Source organism: Jatrophihabitans telluris, assembly GCF_023516435.1.
Lineage (GTDB): Bacteria > Actinomycetota > Actinomycetes > Mycobacteriales > Jatrophihabitantaceae > Jatrophihabitans_A > Jatrophihabitans_A telluris.
On record NZ_CP097332.1, the window covers coordinates 2,812,967 to 2,830,202 of the forward strand.

The window sequence follows — 17,236 nt, forward strand, 5'->3', positions numbered from 1 at the left end:
CCTTCATGACGGGACCGGCATCCGCGCACCGCGGCCGACGCGACAACGGCCTGGACTCCGACCAGTTCGCGCCGATCGCGGACGTCGACCCCCGGCTGGCCGACCACCTGCTCGACGTCCTCGGCCTGCGGGACGTGCCCGCCTACGTCGAGCCGGCACCGCCGGGCCGGGCGGTGGTGGCCGACCGCCTGTTCGTCGCCTCCGACCGCACCGGAGACGCTCGCGACGTCATCGAACTCGTCGCGACCGAACTCGGGATCGAGGTCGCCCAGGGTCCGCAGCCGTTCAGCTCGCTGGAGGAGTCCCGGCGCCCGGATCCACTGGCCGGCGTCGACACAGACGCCGAGTTCGCCGCGATCATCTCGGGTCTGGAGGAGCTCGGCCGCCCACTGTTCTCCGAAGCCGTCTCCCCGGCGGTGCACGCGGTGTCCACCGGCGAGGACAGCACCCCCGAGGCCGTGGATCACTTCGTGCCGCCCGCCCCACCACCGATTCCACGTCCGTCGCTGCCCACGGCGATGGCCATCTTGGTGACGCTGCTCGGCGTCGCCCTGCTTGCCTTCGGCGGCATGGTGGGTCTGCCGCCGGACATGCCGCTGCCCTTCGGCGTACTGCTCATCGTCACCGGAGCGGTGTTGCTGGTGCTGCGCCTGCGTCCGGAACCGCGCGACGACTCCGACGACGACGGCGCGGTCCTGTAGGTCGTCGCTGCTGCCGGTAATGACGTCGGGACACACAGTGTCCGGGAAACGTTTGCTCGCCGGACATGTGGGTTGAGCCATACGGTCATTTCACGCCGTCACCGTGGGGTCCTGGAGGTGGCGATCATGATGACTGCCGAAGAAACCGTGTTCATCCTGTGGTGCCGGTTGACGGGCAACAACCCCGTCGATTTCGGCGACGACGAGCGGGAGGCCTTCATTGCCCGACCGCAGGTTGCCGAACTGGCGACCACGCCCTACGCCGTACTCCTCGACGCCGGCATCACGGCCGCCCGCCGCGGGTCGTTGCCGTTGGAACGCTGGATCAACGCCGTCCGCACGGTGCGCCTGGACTTTCCCGCGGTACGAACGGCCTGACGTCGAATCCGGCACTTCCACGCGACGGTGCACGGCGCAGGCCCGGTGCGCGTCACTAGGGTCAGGGTGTGCTGTGGACCGATGTCGTGACCGATCGGCTGCTCGCCCTGCCACCGACCTGCGGCACGGTCCGGGTGCTGGCCATCGACGGCGGGGCAGCCGCGGGCAAATCGACGTTGGCCGCCGACATCGCCCGGACCCTCGCTGACAGCGTCGTCGTGCACACCGACGACCTTCTCGACGGCTGGGACGACCAGTTCGGCTTCTGGGACCGGTTACGCACCCAGGTGCTCGATCCTCTGGCACAGGGGCGGACCGCCGACGTGCCGCAGTACGACTGGCACCGCCAGACCTTCGCCGATCCGCGACCGCTGCCGGTGCCACGGGTCCTCATCGTCGAGGGCGTGTCAGCCATCCAGGCCTGCGGCGGACGGCTCACGCTGGGCGTTCTGCTGCAGGTCGACCGCCTCGACCGGCAGCGTCGCTGGAGCGACCGGGACGGCGCACTGGGTCCGGCGGAACTCCGGTGGCTCGATCGCGAACAGGACTACTTCGCCGCACCGATCGACACCAGCGCCCCCGTCCTGGCGCTACGCGGTTAGCTCCGGCAGCCGGCTGTGCCCGGTCAGCCCCGGCGGCGGGCGAGATCGGCCGCTCCCACGAGTCCCGCCTCCGGTCCGAGTTCGGCCGGACGTACCTCCGCGGTGGGACGGAAACCCCGACCGGTCAGGGATTCGGCAAAGGTGGCCCGGGCCGGGTCGATGAGCAGCGCACCAGCCTCGGAGACACCGCCGCCGATCACGAACACCGTCGGATCGATCACTGCGGCGAGGTTGGCCAGGCCACGCCCGAGCCAGCGACCCATGGTCGTGTAGATCTCCACGGCAGCCGGGTCACCTTCACGCGCCGCCTCGGTCACGAGCGGGCCGGTGAGTGCGCCGGGCAGGCCGTTGGCCAACTGGAGCAGCCGGTGCGCCGCCACCGGGGAGATGTCGGCCAGCTCTCGCGCGTCGCGGGCCAGTGCGGTGCCGGATGCGTACATCTCCCAGCAGCCGCGATTTCCGCACGCGCAACGCCGGCCGTCCGGGACCACCGTCATATGGCCGTACTCGCACCCGACGCCGTACGCGCCCCGGTACAGCACGCCGCCGACGACCAGGCCACCACCGATCCCGGTCCCGAGCGTGACCATCACGGCCACCGGCTGATCGCGCGCGGCCCCGAACCGGTACTCGGCCCACGCCGCCGCGTTCGCGTCGTTCTCCACCACGACGGGCACGCCGATCCGCTCGCTGAGCGCGTCGCGCAGCGGCTCGTTCCGCCAGGCCAGGTGCGGCGAGAACAGCACGGTGGCCCGGTCATTGGCGATCCAGCCGGCCGCACCGATGCCGACCGCGACCACCGCATGCCGGGCGCTGAGCTCGGCCACCGCGTCGGCGATCACCGCCTCGGTCTCCTCCACGTCCGTACCCGGAGTAAGCCGTCGGGTCGTGTCGATCACCGCACCGTGTTCGTCGACCACCCCGGCCAGCACCTTGGTGCCGCCGATGTCCACCCCGATCGCCAGCGACATGCCGCTCAGTCTCCGTCCGAGAGGTCGATGCGTTGCACCCGATCCTGATCAGCTCTGTCGGCGGCCGGACGGTCAGTGCCGTCAGTGCCACCAGTGCCGCCAGAGCCGCCAGAGCCGCCAGAGGCGACGCTATCGGCCAGGGTGTGGAGGAAACCGGCGATCACGCCCTGCAGGTCGGCCACCCCGGCCACGAACTGCTCGGGCGAACGGTGGCCGCCCCGCATCGCCGAGATCAGCTGACACACCGGGCACCACGCACACTCCGGTGCGCCGTTGGCGATCCGGCTGGTCGCCGGATCGCGCACACTGCGATGCAGATAATCGCCCGCGGCGGTCAGCAGCCGCGCCAACTCCTCGGCGAGCGGCCCGGTGCCAGCGTGTGGCCCTGCTCCGGCGGCGTGCGGCCCGGTCGGTGGCGTGTCGGTCATTTGTCGATCATGCCTGAGGCCACAGCGACTCATCCGGGACGAACAGCAGTTCCAACTTCCCGCCGCTCACCCGCCCCGATTCGACGCGGCACCGCCGCAGCACGCTGGGCAAGCTGAGGACGCGGCGGTGCCCGGCGACCGTGACGACGAGTTCGTCCCCACTGCGACTGGCCTGAACGTCCTTGCGATCAGCCAGCGGCAGATGGACCACGAGCTTGAACTCCGGCGAGGCCGCCGAGCCCACCGACGTCACGTCCAGCAATGCCGGACCGGCAACGAGGACGGTCGGATCGTCGCCGGGCAGCTCCCGGTACAGCTGATCTGCGACCTCACGCAGGGCGTCCAGGCCCACCGGTTCGGTGTCCCGGTAGCCGCTGCGGCGAACCGGCAGTCCGGCGAAGGAATCCTCGATCGCGGCCAGGTGCTGTTCCTGCGCCCGGATCCACGCCCGTTGCCAGGACGACATCGGCTCGTCGCTGGCCGGGATGATGCGGTTGGCGATGACCTCGTCCACCTGGTAGCCGTAAAGCGCCAGCGCGGTGAAGGTACGCCGGGTCTCGGCCGCCACCACGGCCTCGGGGGTCAGGACGAGCCGGACCGCGGTCGTGGCCGGGTCGGCCAGCAGCTCACGCAGCCCCGACAAATCCTCGGCCAGGCGCAGGATGGCGTCGAAGGCAGCGTCGGGCGGTACGGTGCCCGACCGTCCCAGCAACGCGGCCAACGGACGTGCCCCTCGGGCCAGTGCGCGGTGCAGCGGGAAGACCCGTTGGAGGTACCAGCTCAAAGTGCCCGGCAACGCGAGCAACCGCAGTGTTTCCGCCGTCGGAGCGCAATCGACCACCAGGCAGTCCCACCGACCGGACTCGGCCAGCTCGCGGACTGCGAGCAGGGCGAGCACCTCCTCCACGCCGGGCAGGACGGTCAGCTCGGCGGCGGCGATGTCCTCGGCTCCGCCCGCACCCAACAGCCTCCGAAGGTAGTTCTGCAGTTGGTTCCAGGACTGCTCGAACCGGCGTTGGGTGTCGATCTGAGTGGCGAACAGTCCGGGCGCTACTTCACTGGGCTCGCCCGTCAGCGGCAGGGCCAACGCGTCGCCGAGGGAGTGCGCGGCGTCGGTCGACACGATCAGTGTCTTCAACCCGCGATCGGCAAGCCGGATCGCAGTCGCCGCCGCGGTCGTGGTCTTTCCGACGCCGCCCTTGCCGGTGAAGAGCAGAATGCGCATGCCGGCTCCGCTATCGCCGGGCAATCGAGGGGTGGGCCATGTCGGCTCAGCGCTCGGCTTGCTTCTTCAACTCCTTCAACGCCGTATCCATGATCACCTTCTCGGCCTTGCGTTTGAGCATGCCGAGCATCGGTATCGCCAGGTCGACGGCGAGACTGTAGGTGACCTCGGTGCCGCCGGTCACCGCCTTCAAGCTGTAGGAGCCCTGCTGGGACTTCTGCATCTGACCGGAGACCAGCGTCCAGGAAACCGCGCGGTCACCGTCCCAGGAGTACGCCAGCTCGTATTCGTCGCGGATCGCCGATGCCTCGATCTTGAACGCGACCCGTTCCGCCCGGCCATCGCTGCCCGCCTTGGTAACGGTGGCCGATTTCACCGACCCGGCCCACTCGGGGTAGGCGTCGAAATCGGCGATCACCGCCATGACCTTCTCCGGCGGGGCGCTGACGGTGATCGACTGCGTTGACTGATCGGCCATGCGCGACAGGCTACCGTCCCTCCAGATCGTCCTTCAGCGCCCAGAACACCCGCTTGGCGTGCCAGGCCAGGCGCTGCTCGGTGCGAGCCCGGCGCCGCGCGACCCGGCCCCCGTCGCGAACCCTGGGGTGCGCGCTGAGACGTGCCGGGTTCAGGCGGAGAAAGTGATGCAGGACGACGCCGTCCCGAACGGGTTCCAGCCAGAGCTCGACCGTGCCGGTGTAGTTGCCGCCGGCATCCCACTGCAGTCCTTTGAGCCCGCGGTCGCGCCGAACTCGCAGCGTCACCGAGGGCCACCACCGAGCCCAATTGTCCGGATCGGCCACCGCCGCCCGGACACGTTCGGGGGACGCGGCGATCCAGGTGTCGTCAATGAGGTGGATTTCTGGTCGCATTGCGGCAGGATCGCATAGCAACAACGTTTCTTCACCTTCATGTGGAGCATCGTCGGCAAACAAGTTACCGTTCGGTATCACGAATTCCCGTTGCATTCACGAGTACCCATGGGGCCGGTGCGAACGCCCGGAATCCGGTGGAATCGACAGCGTCGGAAAGGACACCACGCGTGCGTGAGCTGACCATCCCCAGTGCCGGTACCGCGAAGGAGAACAGCGCCGCGCGCTACGTTTACGAGCGCGCCGCGTCCTCCCCCGACAACGTGGCCATCCGGGTCCGCCAGGGCAGCGGTTGGGCAGACGTCACCTCAGCCGAACTGGCCGAGCAGGTCGGCGGCATCGCGAGGGGGCTGCTCGCCAGCGGGATCGACACCGGTGACCGGGTCGCCTTGATGAGCAAGACCCGCTACGAATGGACCCTGTTCGACTTCGCGATCCTGTCCCTGGGGGCGGTCGTCGTCCCGATCTACGAAACGTCCTCGGCCGAGCAGGTGCAGTGGATCCTGGCCGACTCCGAAGCCAAGGCCGTGGTCGTGGAGAACGAGGCCCACGCCGCGATCGTGGCCGAGGTACGCGAGCAGACGCCCGATCTGCAGCATGTCTGGCAGATCGATTCCGGTGCGGTGCAAAGTCTCATCGGTGCGGGCGCCGAGATCGATATCGCCGAGGTACACAAGCGTCTGGACGCGACTCAGCCGTCCGACCTGGCCTCCCTGATCTACACGTCCGGAACCACGGGCCGGCCCAAGGGCTGCGAACTCACCCACGCCAACTTCCTGGCCGAGGTCTTCGAGATCGTCAGCGGGCTCGACCACTTGTTCAACGCCGAGTCCTCCACCCTGCTCTTCCTGCCGATTGCGCACGTATTCGGCCGGGTCATCGAAATCGGTGCGATCGCGACCGGCACCACCCTCGGGCACACCGCCGACATTCGTAATCTGGTCGCCGATCTCGGCGTTTTCAAACCCCGCTTCGTGCTGAGCGTGCCCCGGGTGTTCGAAAAGGTCTACAACACCGCCAAGCAGCGGGCGCACTCGGAGGGCAAGGGCCCCATCTTCGACCGGGCCGAGCGGGTGGCCATCGCCTACTCCGAAGCTCTGGACGGCCGCGGACCGGGCCTCGGTCTGAAACTTCAGCACACCCTTTTCGACAAGCTCGTCTACGGCAAGCTGCGCGCGGCGCTCGGCGGCCGGTGCGAATCGGCCATCTCCGGCGGCGCACCGCTCGGCGCGAGGCTCGGCCACTTCTTCCGGGGCATCGGGGTGACGATCTTCGAGGGGTACGGCCTGACCGAGACCACCGCCGGGATCTTCCTCAACGTGCCGGACAAGGTCAAGGTCGGTTCGGTGGGGCGCCCGGTCGGCGGCACGAGCGTACGGATCGCCGAGGACGGAGAGGTCCTGCTCTCCGGCCCCGTGGTCTTTGCCGGCTACTGGCGAAATCCCGCCGCCACCGCCGAGGCCATCGAGGAGATCGACGGCAAACGCTGGTTCCACTCCGGCGACATCGGGGTGATCGACAATGACGGCTTCCTGACGATCACCGGCCGCAAGAAGGAACTCATCGTCACCGCCGGCGGCAAGAACGTCGCCCCGGCCGTGCTCGAGGACCGGGTGCGCGCGCACTGGCTGGTCAGCCAGTGTCTGGTTGTCGGCGACCAGCAGCCGTTCATCGCCGCGCTCATCACCGTCGATCCGGAATCCTTCCCCGCGTGGCTCAAGCAGGCCGGCAAGCCCGAGGACGCTGCCATGGCCGACATGGTCGACGATCCCGACCTGCACGCCGAGCTACAGAAAGCCGTCGATGATGCCAACAAGGCGGTGTCGAAGGCGGAGGCCATCAAGAAGTTCACGGTGCTGCCCGAGGACTGGACGGAGGCCACAGGCCAGCTCACGCCGTCGCTGAAGCTCAAGCGCAATCTGGTGCTCTCCGAATGCAAGGACGAGATTGCCTCGCTCTACTCGGGCGATTCTCGCTCCTGATCCGCCCTACAGCTGCAGCAGTTCCGCCAGCCGGTCGGCGATCTGATCCCACTGCCAGCGCTCGGTGACCCACCGGCGGCCGGCCTGCCCGTAACGGCGGGCACGGTCCGGTTCACCGAGCAGCCCAGCGAGGGCGTCAGCCAGCGCCCGGACGTCTCGCCCGTCGAGGACTTCGCCGGTGGAGCCGGCCACCACTGCATCGGGGGCCCCGCCCGAGTCACCTGCGAGCACCGGCAGCCCCACCGCCGACGCCTCCAGGAAGACGATCCCCAAGCCCTCGACGTCCATGCCGAACCGGCGTGTCCGGCAGGGCATGGCAAAGACCTGCCCCGCGGCGAAATGCGCCGGGAGTTCGGCGTAGGGCACACCGCCGGTGAAGACGACGTGGTCCTCGACGCGTTCGTCGCGGGCCAGCCGTCGCAGGCGCTGCTCATCGGGACCGCGACCGACGATGAGTAGCGTCGCGTTCGGAATCGTCCGCCGGACGAGCGGCAGGGCACGGATCAACGCATCCTGCCCCTTGCGCGGCACCAGGCGCGAGACGCACACGATCACCTTCGCATCGGTCAGCGCGTACCGTTCGCGGATCGCCCGACCGTCGGCCTCGGGAGCGAAGAATTCGGTGTCGACCCCCGGGGTGAGCTGAGCCATCAACGGATGCGAACCGAACGCGGGTGCGAGCCGGTGCCGGGTGTACTCGCCGAGGTAGGTGACGACGTCGACGGTGTTGCCGATCCGCCGCAGGGCCTGACGCGCGCCGGGCAGCATCGCCCAGCCGACCTCATGGCCATGAGTCGTCGCGACCTGCCGGCGAATTCCCCGACGGGAAAGGGTAGAAGCGAGCAGGCCGAGCGGTGCGGACGCGCCGTACCAGACACGGGTGCTGCCGAGGTCGGCCACGGTGTCCGCGATGCGACGGGCGGCGGCAGGTGTGGGAATCAGCAATCCGGTCGGATGCCTGCGGACCGGGAAACTCTGCTGAGCATCGAACGCCGCCGCTCCCGCGAAGTCCGAGCAGTACACCGCCACCCGGTCGGCGGGCAGACGCCGCACAAGCTCGTGGACGAACGATTGGATTCCCCCCTGCCGTGGCGGGAAGTCGTTGGTCACGACAAGCAGGTCACGCACCGGCACCATTCTGCTTGATGGGGACGGTGCTCATTCCCGCAGGACCGTCTTCAGTTCCGAGCGCCAGGCCTCGGTGAAGCGCGCCGTACTCAGACCGAGGACCGAGCGCAATCCTCGGTCCGCGGCCGTGGCCGGGTCCGCCGCGGCGGCCGCACTGACCGCCTTGTAGAACCGGACCAGTCCGGCCTGGCCCACCCGGTGTGCGATGAGCACGCAGGCAAGCCAGGATTCCTCGTACTGCTGGGCCAGCCTGCCGTCCGTGCCGGCAAAGTCGGCGTTGCTCGGCAGCGAGCTGGGCATCCGGCCCTGAGCGAGTTCGTCGGCGAGCTCACGCGCCGTTGCCGCGGGGGACATCGTCGAGCCGAGGTTGCCGACGTAGTCGGCGAAACCTTCGATCACCCAGGTCGGCATCCGGTCGTTGGTGACGGCCCGCGCGGCGATGTGGGTCAGTTCGTGCTGGATGACCAGCCGGCGGCCATGATCGTCGAGCTTGGCCAGGTTGGCGGGATTGAGCACGATGCGGGCACCGAGGACCGTTCCGTCCGGCTCGACGGAATCGGCGATCGAGACCGCGGCGAGGTCGGCCGTGTTGCTGGTATCGGCGGTCACGGCCGCGAACTCCTGCTGGCTGGACGGCAGGAGGACCGCGACGTCCTCGTGCCACGGACCTCCCCAGACCGACTTGACGACCGGGACGGCCGCCTCGACCAGCGCAGCAAAGGTGGCCATCTGATCGCGGTGATCGGGATGGGCCAGGACGAGTGTGTGCGGCCCGCGGCGCACGACGAGCGGGCCGAAGTCCCACGGACCGGACCAGGACTTGCCCCCGGCGACGGCCGCATCGTCGTCCGCGGCCAGCTTCCAGGATCGGCCCCGCAGGACGGCCGTCAGCCACAGATCCTTGGATGTGGGCGCGGGGTCGACCCCGGAGAAGGCGTATTGCAACTGCACGTGAACGACGACGACCCGGCCACCCAGCCGCGAGGCCGCTGGACCGAGCACGTCGGTGCTCGTCACCGGCGCCAGCAGAACGTAACGCCACGTCGTCAGTGGGACGCCGGCCAGGTCGGCGTACACCGCGCGTTCATGGCTGCGGTAGCCGGTCGCGGCCGGAGTGGGGTCCAGCGCGGCGTCCCAACCCGCGCTGTCGCGGGTGGTGAGTGCCGTCGCCTGGGCGGCCAGCACCGACATCACCGCACTCGTCTCCTCGGTGGTGGGCGGTGCGGAGCGACTCGCCAGGCTGCCGTCGGCGGTTGACGTCCGGTTCCGTAAGAGCACCGCTGCGACGAAGCCCAGGACGACCGCGATCACGACCGTCAACCCGACGAGGACGGCCCGTTGCCCGGTGCTCGACCGCGCCCGCGGACCGAACGGTGCGGACACCGAGTCCTGGGACACTGGGGGGACGAGCTCGGGAGGATCGGAAACGCCAACGGGCGGGGCCGTTTCCGGCTCCCGCCCGCTGGCGTGTGAGAACTGCCGCGCGCTGGCGTTCGACATCAGGTCAGCCGATACGGACCGCGCCGGAGTAATCGCTCATGTAGGCCAACGAACTGATCTTCACGACGTCGCCCGTGGTCGGGGCGTGGACCATCATGCCGTTACCGATGTACATGCCGACGTGGTAGGCGGGCGAACCGAAGAAGACGAGGTCTCCGGGCTGGAGGTTGTTCTGGGCGACCGGAGTCCCCATGCCCTGTTGCTCGGCGGACTGGTGCGGCAGGCTGACGCCGGCCTGGCCCCATGCCCACATGGTCAGCCCCGAGCAGTCGTAGCTGTCAGGTCCGCCGGCACCCCAAACGTAGGGCTTGCCGCGCTGGGACAGCGCCGCCCGAACCGCGGTGAGGGCCGCGCTGGAGGCGCTGCCGGAAACGGCCACAGCGGCAGGCGCCCTGGCCACACCCGTCGCGGTCACGCTGGTCACGCTGGTCACGGCGGCGAGCTGAGTCCGACTCGGGGCTGCCCTGGCGGCCAGCTTGGCGCGCTCGGCGGCCGTGAGCGTGGCCAGCAACTGCTTCTGCTTGGCGATCTCGGATTCGAGCGTCGTGCGCCGGGCGAGCAGGGTCTGACTCTGCTTCTGCGCAGCCTGTACGGCGGCGTCAGCAGCGGCCTGTGCGGACTTCGCGGCCTCGGTGGCCTTCACCGCAGCGGTGGCGACATCCTTCTGGTGGTCGGCGAGGAAGCTCAGCGACTGCATCTTGTCGAGGTAGGCCTGGCCGGACGCGCTGTCCATCAGGGCAGCGGTGCGACTGAAGCTGCCACCCTTGTACTGAGCGGCAAGCGACGTGGCCAGTGCCTGACGGTCCTTGGCGACCTCGGCCTGCGCGAGGGCGAGGGATTTCGCGGCGGCATCTGACTGCTTCTGGGCGTTGGTCAGATCGATCCGTGCCTGGTTGAACTGTTCGGTGAGCTTGCCGTTGTCCTTGGCCAGCTTGTCCAGAACGCTCAGGACGTCGGCGGAAGTCTTGGGCTGGGCAGGCGTCTGCAGCGTCGGTATCGCACCCGCTGTCAGCGGGCCGGCCAGAAGCGCTCCGGTAAGGACGACAGCACCCAGGATCACGCGGCTGAGCCGCGACTTTCGAGTCAACGCCACAGTTGGCGGTGCTCCTCTTCCACTCGACCGCCTACCGAGTTAGCTGTCGGGTTCGGGCTTGGAAGATGCCCTACAAAACATCGCGGGAGGCGGGCCGTTGGACGAGCCAATGGCCATGCTTTAACGATGTTCCGATTCACCCCAGGAACCTGGGTCCCCGGCTCGACTGACCTGGCGCCTGATCGCTGCACCACGCCCGAATGTCGATTCGGCGGTACCGACCGGTGCCATCCGAGCTGGATGGCGGTTAACCGGAAGGTCTCGGAAAGGTTACGCCAAGCAGGGGCTTAATCACAATTACCGTTCATTGTGTCGTCGTAATCCAGATCACCCTGTCGCTCTGTAACCGAGAGCGCGATCATCGCCGACCCTCTCGACAGGTGAGTCCGCCTGCCTCGCGACGGTCGCCGGCACCGCCGCGGTCGTCGGCGAGACGTGCGGGGCACTCGGAGGGCGGCCGGGCGGAATAGTGGGCACAAGCCGCAGCGGTGGGAGCAGGCCGCCTCCCGCGAGCGCGCCCAGGGCAACCTCCTCGGCGCTGTCGAGCTCGATCGTCACCGGACGTGGCCCCAGCAGCACGGTCACCACGCAGTCGGCGCAAGCCAGATCGCGCATCGCGCAGCTGTCGCAGTCGATCAACATCGTCGGCCTCTTCCCTAGTCGTCGCACCGGATCCACCGGTGCCGCGAACGCTAGGCAACCCCTACGACAATTTCGTCCGACGACGATCAGGACCGCTCGATGCGCCCCAATAACACCTCGGCCGAGACCGCCCACGCCTGAGCGCCCCGGACGCTGGCCGCGACCGCCTGGTCCGAACTTGCCACGACGAGCGTCCGGCCGCCGGGTTCAAGCTCCAGCAGGCGCCGAATCAGGTCGTCGGCCAACTCACCCGGTGCGCTGAAGAGCACCCGCACACCGCGGGGGGTGGGCAAACTCGCCGCTGCTCCCGTCGGCGCCGCGGTGCCGTCGAAGGCCACGGTGATCTCGATGCCGCGCCGGGCCGCCAGCGCGCCGAGTGAACTGGTGAGCCGGTTCCGTTGCTCGATCAGGGTCAGCTCGGGGTAGCCGGTCTTGGTGATGTTGTATCCGTCCACGATCAGGTGGACGTGCGAGCCCTCCAGCATGCGCTCGAGCAGCGTCGAGTCCAGAACCGACGGTCGCGCGCCGGTGTTCTGCTCGGCTCCGGCCAGCTGGTCGGCCGGGGTGACCGAGGGCCGCTTGATGTCCAGCTCGCGACGCAGTCCCGCGGCGGCGGAGCTGAGCTGCTCCAGCAGGACCCACAGGCGGGCGTCGTCGTGGTCGCGCTCGACCCGAGCTCCGCGGCGGCCCGCCTCCAGGTCGGCCTCCAACGCCGCGATCCGGGCTCGAGCCCGCCGCAGCTCAGCCGACTCGGTCGAATCACGCCGTTCCAGCTCCCCCTGGATCTCCGACAGCGCCGCCTCGGCTCGGGCATGAGCCCGTTGTGCGGCGCGCGCCTCGCCTTGCAGGGTCCGGATCCGATGACTCAGCTCGGCCGTCTCCCGCGCGTGGCCCGCCGACTGCTCCCGCGCCGCGGCCTTCGCGGCGTCGCGTTGTCGTCCGAGCTCGGCGTTCTCCTCGCCCAGCCGGGTCAACTCGGCGCTGACCCGCTCGGATTCCGATGCGCTCATGCGGGCTTCGTTCGCCTGGAGGAGCTGCCGACTGACCTCGGTCAGAATCTCCGCCCACCGCTGCCCGCGGAACAGGTAGGCGATGACCCCGACGTCGGAGGGGTCGGCGGTGGCCGGCGGAGTGCCTGACCCGACCTGTTCGACCAGCTCCGGGGACGCGTCCTGGACGACGTCGGCGACCATGGCCCGGAAGTCCTCGTCGGCGGACAGAGCGGTGGCGAGTTCGGCGCTGCCCATACGCAGCCGCTTGTTGGGGGCGAAGCGGGCAAAGCGCCGTAGCCCCGGCGGGAGGTCGTGGATCGGGCGTCGGCCGATGAGGTCGGCCGAGATCGCCAACAGCTGCTGCCTGACCTCGGCCGGGAGGACCGGCTCGAAGTCTTCAGCTGCCGCTGCCTCGCTCACCGATCCACCCCCGTTCGGCCGTGTCCGACGTTCTCGTCAGACCCCGACGCTAGCGTGCGCCCCGTGACCAGGATGCAGAACCGAGCCACCGATTTCACCCAGCTGAACTTCGACGAGCTGGACGAGCCCCTGCGCGCGACCACGTTCGTCGTCGTGGACCTCGAGACGACGGGCGGCGCCGCGGGCAGCGACGCGATCACCGAGATCGGCGCGGTCAAGGTCTGCAACGGTCAGATCCTCGGCGAGTTCGCCACCCTCGTCGATCCCGGCATCGCGATCACACCCTTCGTCAGTGTCCTCACGGGAATCACCGACTCCATGGTCGCGGCTGCTCCGGGCCTGGCCGCCGTGTTGCCGGCCTTCCTGGAATTCGCCTCGGGCTCGGTGCTCGTCGCGCACAACGCGCCGTTCGACGTCGGTTTTCTCAAGGCCGGGTGCCTGGCTCAGCAGCGGCCGTGGCCAGGGTTTCCGGTGGTGGACACAGCCGTCCTGGCCCGTCGCATCCTGACCCGTGACGAGGTCCCGAACTGCAAGCTGTCGACGCTGGCCGGGTTCTTCCAGGCCGCGACCACCCCGAACCACCGGGCTCTGTCCGACGCCCGCGCGACGGTCGATGTGCTTCACGGACTCATCGCACGGCTGGGCTCCTTGGGGGTGCACTCGCTGCCCGAGCTGCGCGCCTTCACCGCCCAGGTCAGCGACGCCCAGCGCCGTAAGCGGCATCTGGCCGACGGCATCCCGCACTCCCCCGGGGTGTACATCTTCAAGGACGCGGCGGGCACGCCGCTCTACGTGGGCACCAGCAAAGACCTGCGCAATCGGGTCCGGCAGTACTTCGTCGCCTCCGAGACGCGCACGCGGATGGGCGAGATGGTCGGGCTGGCCGAATCCGTCGACGTCATCGTGTGCGCTCACGCGCTGGAGGCGCAGGTCCGTGAGCTGCGCCTGATCACGACACTCAAGCCGAAGTACAACCGACGCTCCAAGAACAGCGACCGCACGATCTGGCTCAAATTGACCCGTGAGCACTACCCACGGCTGTCCGTCGTCCGGGAACACCGTCCCGACGGCGCGGACTACTTCGGACCGCTTCGCTCGGCCCGCCAGGCCGAACAGCTGCGCGACGCGATCCATGACGCCGTGCCGATTCGGCAGTGCACCGACAAGCTGGTCCCCGGTCGGCACGTCCGTTCGGCGTGCACCCTGGCCGACATCGGCCGCTGCAGCGCGCCGTGCGAGCAGCACATCTCCGTGGACGACTACAGCGTCTTGGTGGCCCGCATCGTCCAGGCCTGGCGCGCGGACGTCGGCGAGCTGATCACACCACTGCGCGACAGGCTCACCCAACTGTCGACCCACCAACGCTACGAGGAGGCCGCGCTGCTGCGCGATCGCATCGCGACGCTGGTGCGTAGCTGTGCCCGGGCCCAGTCGCTGACCGGCTTGAACCGGATCGAGGAACTGGTCGCGGCCCGACCGGACGGGGTCGGCGGCTGGGAACTCGCCGTGCTGCGGCACGGCCGCCTGGTCGGCTCCGACGTCGCCGCCCGAGGGATTGCCCCGATGCCGATCGTCGAGTCACTCGTGGCCACGGCGGAGGCCGTGGACGATCGGTCGGCCGGTCTGATGGCCGTCGTCGAAGAGACCGAAATCCTGTTGCGATGGCTCGGTGAGCCGGGGGTCCGGTTGGTGCGCAGCTCGCGGCCGTGGGCGCTGCCCGCGTTCGGGGCGGGCAGGCAGCGTCGCTGGCTCGCTTCCGCCAAGGCCGCCGTCGGGCTGGCCAACCCCTTTGCCGACCGCCGGGGCTTGCGGATCAGCCATCAGCCGACCCGCGGCCGGGCCCTAGGATGAGCGCGTGATTACCGCCATCGTGATGGTCAGTGTCGAGGCCGACCGCATTCCCGAGGTCGCGCAACAGATCGCCGAACTCGACGGCGTCAGCGAGGTCTACAGCGTCGCCGGCGACGTGGACCTGATCGCCGTGGTCCGAGTTCGGGAGTTCGAGCAGATCGCCGAAGTGATCGCCGGAGGCCTGAGCAAAGTCGCCGGCGTCGTCCATACCGACACCCACATCGCGTTTCGGGCCTACTCCCGCCACGACCTCGACGCGGCTTTCTCGATCGGGTTCACCGCCTCGGAGTAGGTGCTCTCCGCGGCAACCTGGTCACTGGGCGGAACATCCGGCCAATCCTGCGCAAAGAATCTTGCGCCGACCTCAGATTTGGCGAAGGCTCCCCTTCGACTCCGCACCCGGCGGAGGCGAAGGAGGAACTATGGCTGTACAAGTTGACCTGGCGAAGGCGCTCGACAAGGCATGGGAGGACAAGTCGCTTTCCGAGATCCTCGATGCTCCTCCCTCGGCCTTGGCGGGCTTGACCCCGGCCCACGACGCGATCCTCAAGGACAACTTCGGCATCGACACCGTGCGCAAGCTCGGCTCGAACAAGTTTTTCGCCGTCGCTGGTGTCCTCGTCGCCCTCGAGGCCAAGCAGGGCTGAGCGCGCCGGGTCCGGCGAACGCGCTGAGCGTTCGCCGGACTCGGGCAGGATGGAACGATGCCCTCCATCTTCCGACGTGCCCTCGGCCCCGACTTCGACCGTTTGCAGCCGGAGCTGCAGCGACGATTCTCCCTGTCGAGCAGGGACAATCTCGCCGAGCTGGGCACCGGGGTCATGACCTCGATGAAGCGCGGTCGCCTCGCCGCCGTCCCGGTGGCGATCGCGGGCCGCTCCCGGCGCCTTGAGTTGCCCGGCGCCGCGACGGACGTCCGTTTCGACCTGGCCAACTACGCCTATCTGGACGGCTTCGGGCGCGAGACGTTCCTCTACTCGCGGCGCTTCCGGTTTCCGGCACGGGTCGCACGCTTCGACGACACCATGATCTACTCCGAATCCCGGACGACGATTGTCAACTATCTCGGATCGCATCAGGACATCGCCGCCGAACTCCGCCTGTCGGTCACCGACGACGGCGGCTTGCGGATGCAGGGTGGCTCGCAGCGCATCTACCTGGGCCGGGTCAAGCTGGCGCTGCCGGGGGCGCTGGCCGCTCGAGCGGAGGTCATCGAGCGTTGGGACGAGGCCGCGAACCGATTCACCATTTCGGTCGAGATCGATTCTGCCGCCGGCTCACTGTTCGCCTACCGCGGCTGGTTCACCGTCAACGAAGTGCCGATGGTCCCGCAGGACATTCCGGCCGGCCTCCGCCCCGACCGGGAACGGCGTGGCGACTGAACCGGCGGCCTCAAGGCGTGCGGGCCGCCGTGCTCGAGGTGATCCAGTTCTCGAGCAGACCGGTGGCCGCGCCCGAATCGATCGCGTCGGCGGCGATGGGCAACCCGTAGTCGATCGCGGCGTGAGCGGACTCGAGTACTCCGTCGAACGCGGCGATCGTGGCCGCGGCGTTGAGCAGGACGGCATCCCGGACCGGCCCGGACCGACCGTTCAACACTGCTCGCACGACGGCGGCGTTGAACTCGGCGTCCCCGCCCCGAAGCGCGTCCGCTGCGGCGTAGGCGATACCTACCGCCGCGGGGTCGAAGGCGTCCTCGCGCACCCGGCCGTCAGCCACGACCCAGACCGAGGACGTCGTCGCGCTGGTCAGTTCGTCGAGGCCGTCATCGCCGCGGAACACCAGCGCCTGGTCGCCCCGCTCGGCGAGCACCTGCGCCATGACCGGAGCCATCCGCCGGTCCGCGCACCCGATCGCCGCCGAGGTCGGGCGGGCAGGGTTGGTCAACGGACCCAGGAAGTTGAAGACCGTCGGCACTCCGAGTTCGCGACGTGGGGCGCCGGCGAAGCGCATGCCCGCGTGAAACACGGCCGCGAAGCAGAAGCCGATCCCGACCTCGGACACCGTGCGGGCCACGCCGGCCGGTCCAAGATCGATGACCACTCCGAGCCGCTCGAGCACGTCGGCGGTCCCGCAGGCCGATGACGCGGCACGGTTGCCGTGCTTGACGACCGTACGACCGGCACCGGCGGCGACGAGCGCCGACATCGTCGAGATGTTCACAGTCTGTGCGCGGTCACCACCGGTCCCGACGACGTCCACGGCCGGTCGGTCGATGACCACCGGTACCGCGCGGGCAAGCATGGTGCGAACCAGGCCCGACAGTTCGGTGGGTGTCTCGCCTTTGGCTCGCAGCAGCACGGCGAAAGCGGCCAACTGCGCTGGGGTCGCCTCCCCGGCCATGATCTCGTCCATCGCCCAGGCGGTGTCGTCCGCGGAGAGCGCGGACCCTGCCATCAGGGCGGCGAGAATGGACGGCCAGCTGGCGGCCCCCACCGTCGAGGTCACAGC

Annotated in this window: 19 protein-coding genes and 1 riboswitch; of the genes, 8 read left to right on the forward strand and 11 right to left on the reverse strand. The window is 69.2% G+C overall.

Annotation, left to right across the window (positions count from 1 at the left end; genetic code table 11):
• Window positions 1-5: 5 nt before the first annotated feature.
• The 3 genes from M6D93_RS13075 to M6D93_RS13085 all read left to right on the forward strand — a co-directional run bounded on the left by M6D93_RS13075 (window position 6) and on the right by M6D93_RS13085 (window position 1,681).
• A complete protein-coding gene (locus M6D93_RS13075) occupies window positions 6-701 on the forward strand; it encodes a hypothetical protein (protein ID WP_249769716.1) in 696 nt (231 codons plus the stop codon).
• A gap of 126 nt (window positions 702-827) precedes the next feature.
• The gene (locus M6D93_RS13080; protein ID WP_249769717.1) at window positions 828-1,079 is read left to right on the forward strand and encodes a hypothetical protein; all 252 of its coding nucleotides are present in this window, start codon (window positions 828-830) and stop codon (window positions 1,077-1,079) included.
• 68 nt (window positions 1,080-1,147) lie between these two features.
• The gene (locus M6D93_RS13085; protein ID WP_249769718.1) at window positions 1,148-1,681 is read left to right on the forward strand and encodes a uridine kinase family protein; all 534 of its coding nucleotides are present in this window, start codon (window positions 1,148-1,150) and stop codon (window positions 1,679-1,681) included.
• A gap of 23 nt (window positions 1,682-1,704) precedes the next feature.
• On the opposite strand, the gene M6D93_RS13090 is transcribed toward M6D93_RS13085, so the two are convergent.
• Genes M6D93_RS13090 through M6D93_RS13110 form a run of 5 tightly spaced genes read right to left on the reverse strand, consistent with a single transcriptional unit; the run spans window position 1,705 to window position 5,177 of the window.
• Window positions 1,705-2,652, reverse strand: coding sequence for an ROK family glucokinase (locus M6D93_RS13090; RefSeq protein ID WP_347343490.1), 948 nt, complete (start codon window positions 2,650-2,652; stop codon window positions 1,705-1,707).
• 5 nt (window positions 2,653-2,657) lie between these two features.
• Window positions 2,658-3,080 (reverse strand): hypothetical protein, encoded by a 423-nt coding sequence (locus M6D93_RS13095; protein WP_249769719.1) that lies wholly within the window; start codon window positions 3,078-3,080, stop codon window positions 2,658-2,660.
• Window positions 3,081-3,087: 7 nt separating this feature from the next.
• Entirely contained in the window at window positions 3,088-4,305 is a 1,218-nt protein-coding gene (locus tag M6D93_RS13100) for an ArsA family ATPase (RefSeq protein ID WP_249769720.1), read from the reverse strand.
• A gap of 46 nt (window positions 4,306-4,351) precedes the next feature.
• Window positions 4,352-4,783 (reverse strand): SRPBCC family protein, encoded by a 432-nt coding sequence (locus M6D93_RS13105; protein ID WP_249769721.1) that lies wholly within the window; start codon window positions 4,781-4,783, stop codon window positions 4,352-4,354.
• A gap of 10 nt (window positions 4,784-4,793) precedes the next feature.
• Window positions 4,794-5,177 (reverse strand): SRPBCC family protein, encoded by a 384-nt coding sequence (locus tag M6D93_RS13110; RefSeq protein ID WP_249769723.1) that lies wholly within the window; start codon window positions 5,175-5,177, stop codon window positions 4,794-4,796.
• A gap of 170 nt (window positions 5,178-5,347) precedes the next feature.
• Between M6D93_RS13110 and M6D93_RS13115 the strand changes: the two genes are divergently transcribed.
• Entirely contained in the window at window positions 5,348-7,159 is a 1,812-nt protein-coding gene (locus tag M6D93_RS13115) for an AMP-dependent synthetase/ligase (protein WP_249769725.1), read from the forward strand.
• Between the two features lie 6 nt (window positions 7,160-7,165).
• Here M6D93_RS13115 and M6D93_RS13120 read toward each other — a convergent pair whose 3' ends face one another.
• From M6D93_RS13120 to M6D93_RS13140, 5 genes are all read right to left on the reverse strand, one after another.
• A complete protein-coding gene (locus M6D93_RS13120) occupies window positions 7,166-8,296 on the reverse strand; it encodes a glycosyltransferase family 4 protein (protein ID WP_430667192.1) in 1,131 nt (376 codons plus the stop codon).
• Window positions 8,297-8,317: 21 nt separating this feature from the next.
• On the reverse strand, window positions 8,318-9,787 hold the full coding sequence (locus M6D93_RS13125) for a hypothetical protein (protein WP_249769729.1): 1,470 nt from the start codon (window positions 9,785-9,787) through the stop codon (window positions 8,318-8,320).
• Between the two features lie 4 nt (window positions 9,788-9,791).
• Window positions 9,792-10,880, reverse strand: coding sequence for an NlpC/P60 family protein (locus tag M6D93_RS13130; protein ID WP_249769730.1), 1,089 nt, complete (start codon window positions 10,878-10,880; stop codon window positions 9,792-9,794).
• A 13-nt stretch (window positions 10,881-10,893) separates the two neighbouring features.
• A riboswitch (cyclic di-AMP (ydaO/yuaA leader) is annotated at window positions 10,894-11,067 on the reverse strand.
• Window positions 11,068-11,207: 140 nt separating this feature from the next.
• Window positions 11,208-11,522, reverse strand: coding sequence for a hypothetical protein (locus tag M6D93_RS13135; RefSeq protein ID WP_249769731.1), 315 nt, complete (start codon window positions 11,520-11,522; stop codon window positions 11,208-11,210).
• Window positions 11,523-11,608: 86 nt separating this feature from the next.
• The gene (locus M6D93_RS13140) at window positions 11,609-12,934 is read right to left on the reverse strand and encodes an NYN domain-containing protein (RefSeq protein WP_249769732.1); all 1,326 of its coding nucleotides are present in this window, start codon (window positions 12,932-12,934) and stop codon (window positions 11,609-11,611) included.
• Window positions 12,935-13,006: 72 nt separating this feature from the next.
• Between M6D93_RS13140 and M6D93_RS13145 the strand changes: the two genes are divergently transcribed.
• The 4 genes from M6D93_RS13145 to M6D93_RS13160 all read left to right on the forward strand — a co-directional run bounded on the left by M6D93_RS13145 (window position 13,007) and on the right by M6D93_RS13160 (window position 16,167).
• Entirely contained in the window at window positions 13,007-14,785 is a 1,779-nt protein-coding gene (locus tag M6D93_RS13145) for a DEDD exonuclease domain-containing protein (protein WP_249774206.1), read from the forward strand.
• A gap of 4 nt (window positions 14,786-14,789) precedes the next feature.
• Window positions 14,790-15,077, forward strand: coding sequence for an Lrp/AsnC family transcriptional regulator (locus tag M6D93_RS13150; protein ID WP_249769733.1), 288 nt, complete (start codon window positions 14,790-14,792; stop codon window positions 15,075-15,077).
• A gap of 130 nt (window positions 15,078-15,207) precedes the next feature.
• On the forward strand, window positions 15,208-15,432 hold the full coding sequence (locus M6D93_RS13155; RefSeq protein ID WP_249769734.1) for a hypothetical protein: 225 nt from the start codon (window positions 15,208-15,210) through the stop codon (window positions 15,430-15,432).
• Between the two features lie 57 nt (window positions 15,433-15,489).
• Entirely contained in the window at window positions 15,490-16,167 is a 678-nt protein-coding gene (locus tag M6D93_RS13160) for a DUF4166 domain-containing protein (RefSeq protein WP_249769735.1), read from the forward strand.
• A 10-nt stretch (window positions 16,168-16,177) separates the two neighbouring features.
• On the opposite strand, the gene trpD is transcribed toward M6D93_RS13160, so the two are convergent.
• On the reverse strand, window positions 16,178-17,233 hold the full coding sequence (trpD, locus tag M6D93_RS13165) for an anthranilate phosphoribosyltransferase (RefSeq protein ID WP_249769736.1): 1,056 nt from the start codon (window positions 17,231-17,233) through the stop codon (window positions 16,178-16,180).
• Between the last annotated feature and the right edge of the window lie 3 nt (window positions 17,234-17,236).

Coding starts and splice junctions, on each gene's coding strand:
- M6D93_RS13075 (WP_249769716.1), top strand. CDS start 6: ATGACGGGACCGGCATCCGCGCACCGCGGCCGACGCGACAACGGCCTG.
- M6D93_RS13080 (WP_249769717.1), top strand. CDS start 828: ATGATGACTGCCGAAGAAACCGTGTTCATCCTGTGGTGCCGGTTGACG.
- M6D93_RS13090 (WP_347343490.1), bottom strand. CDS start 2,652: ATGTCGCTGGCGATCGGGGTGGACATCGGCGGCACCAAGGTGCTGGCC.
- M6D93_RS13095 (WP_249769719.1), bottom strand. CDS start 3,080: ATGACCGACACGCCACCGACCGGGCCGCACGCCGCCGGAGCAGGGCCA.
- M6D93_RS13100 (WP_249769720.1), bottom strand. CDS start 4,305: ATGCGCATTCTGCTCTTCACCGGCAAGGGCGGCGTCGGAAAGACCACG.
- M6D93_RS13105 (WP_249769721.1), bottom strand. CDS start 4,783: ATGGCCGATCAGTCAACGCAGTCGATCACCGTCAGCGCCCCGCCGGAG.
- M6D93_RS13110 (WP_249769723.1), bottom strand. CDS start 5,177: ATGCGACCAGAAATCCACCTCATTGACGACACCTGGATCGCCGCGTCC.
- M6D93_RS13120 (WP_430667192.1), bottom strand. CDS start 8,296: ATGGTGCCGGTGCGTGACCTGCTTGTCGTGACCAACGACTTCCCGCCA.
- M6D93_RS13125 (WP_249769729.1), bottom strand. CDS start 9,787: ATGTCGAACGCCAGCGCGCGGCAGTTCTCACACGCCAGCGGGCGGGAG.
- M6D93_RS13135 (WP_249769731.1), bottom strand. CDS start 11,522: ATGTTGATCGACTGCGACAGCTGCGCGATGCGCGATCTGGCTTGCGCC.
- M6D93_RS13145 (WP_249774206.1), top strand. CDS start 13,007: ATGCAGAACCGAGCCACCGATTTCACCCAGCTGAACTTCGACGAGCTG.
- M6D93_RS13155 (WP_249769734.1), top strand. CDS start 15,208: ATGGCTGTACAAGTTGACCTGGCGAAGGCGCTCGACAAGGCATGGGAG.
- M6D93_RS13160 (WP_249769735.1), top strand. CDS start 15,490: ATGCCCTCCATCTTCCGACGTGCCCTCGGCCCCGACTTCGACCGTTTG.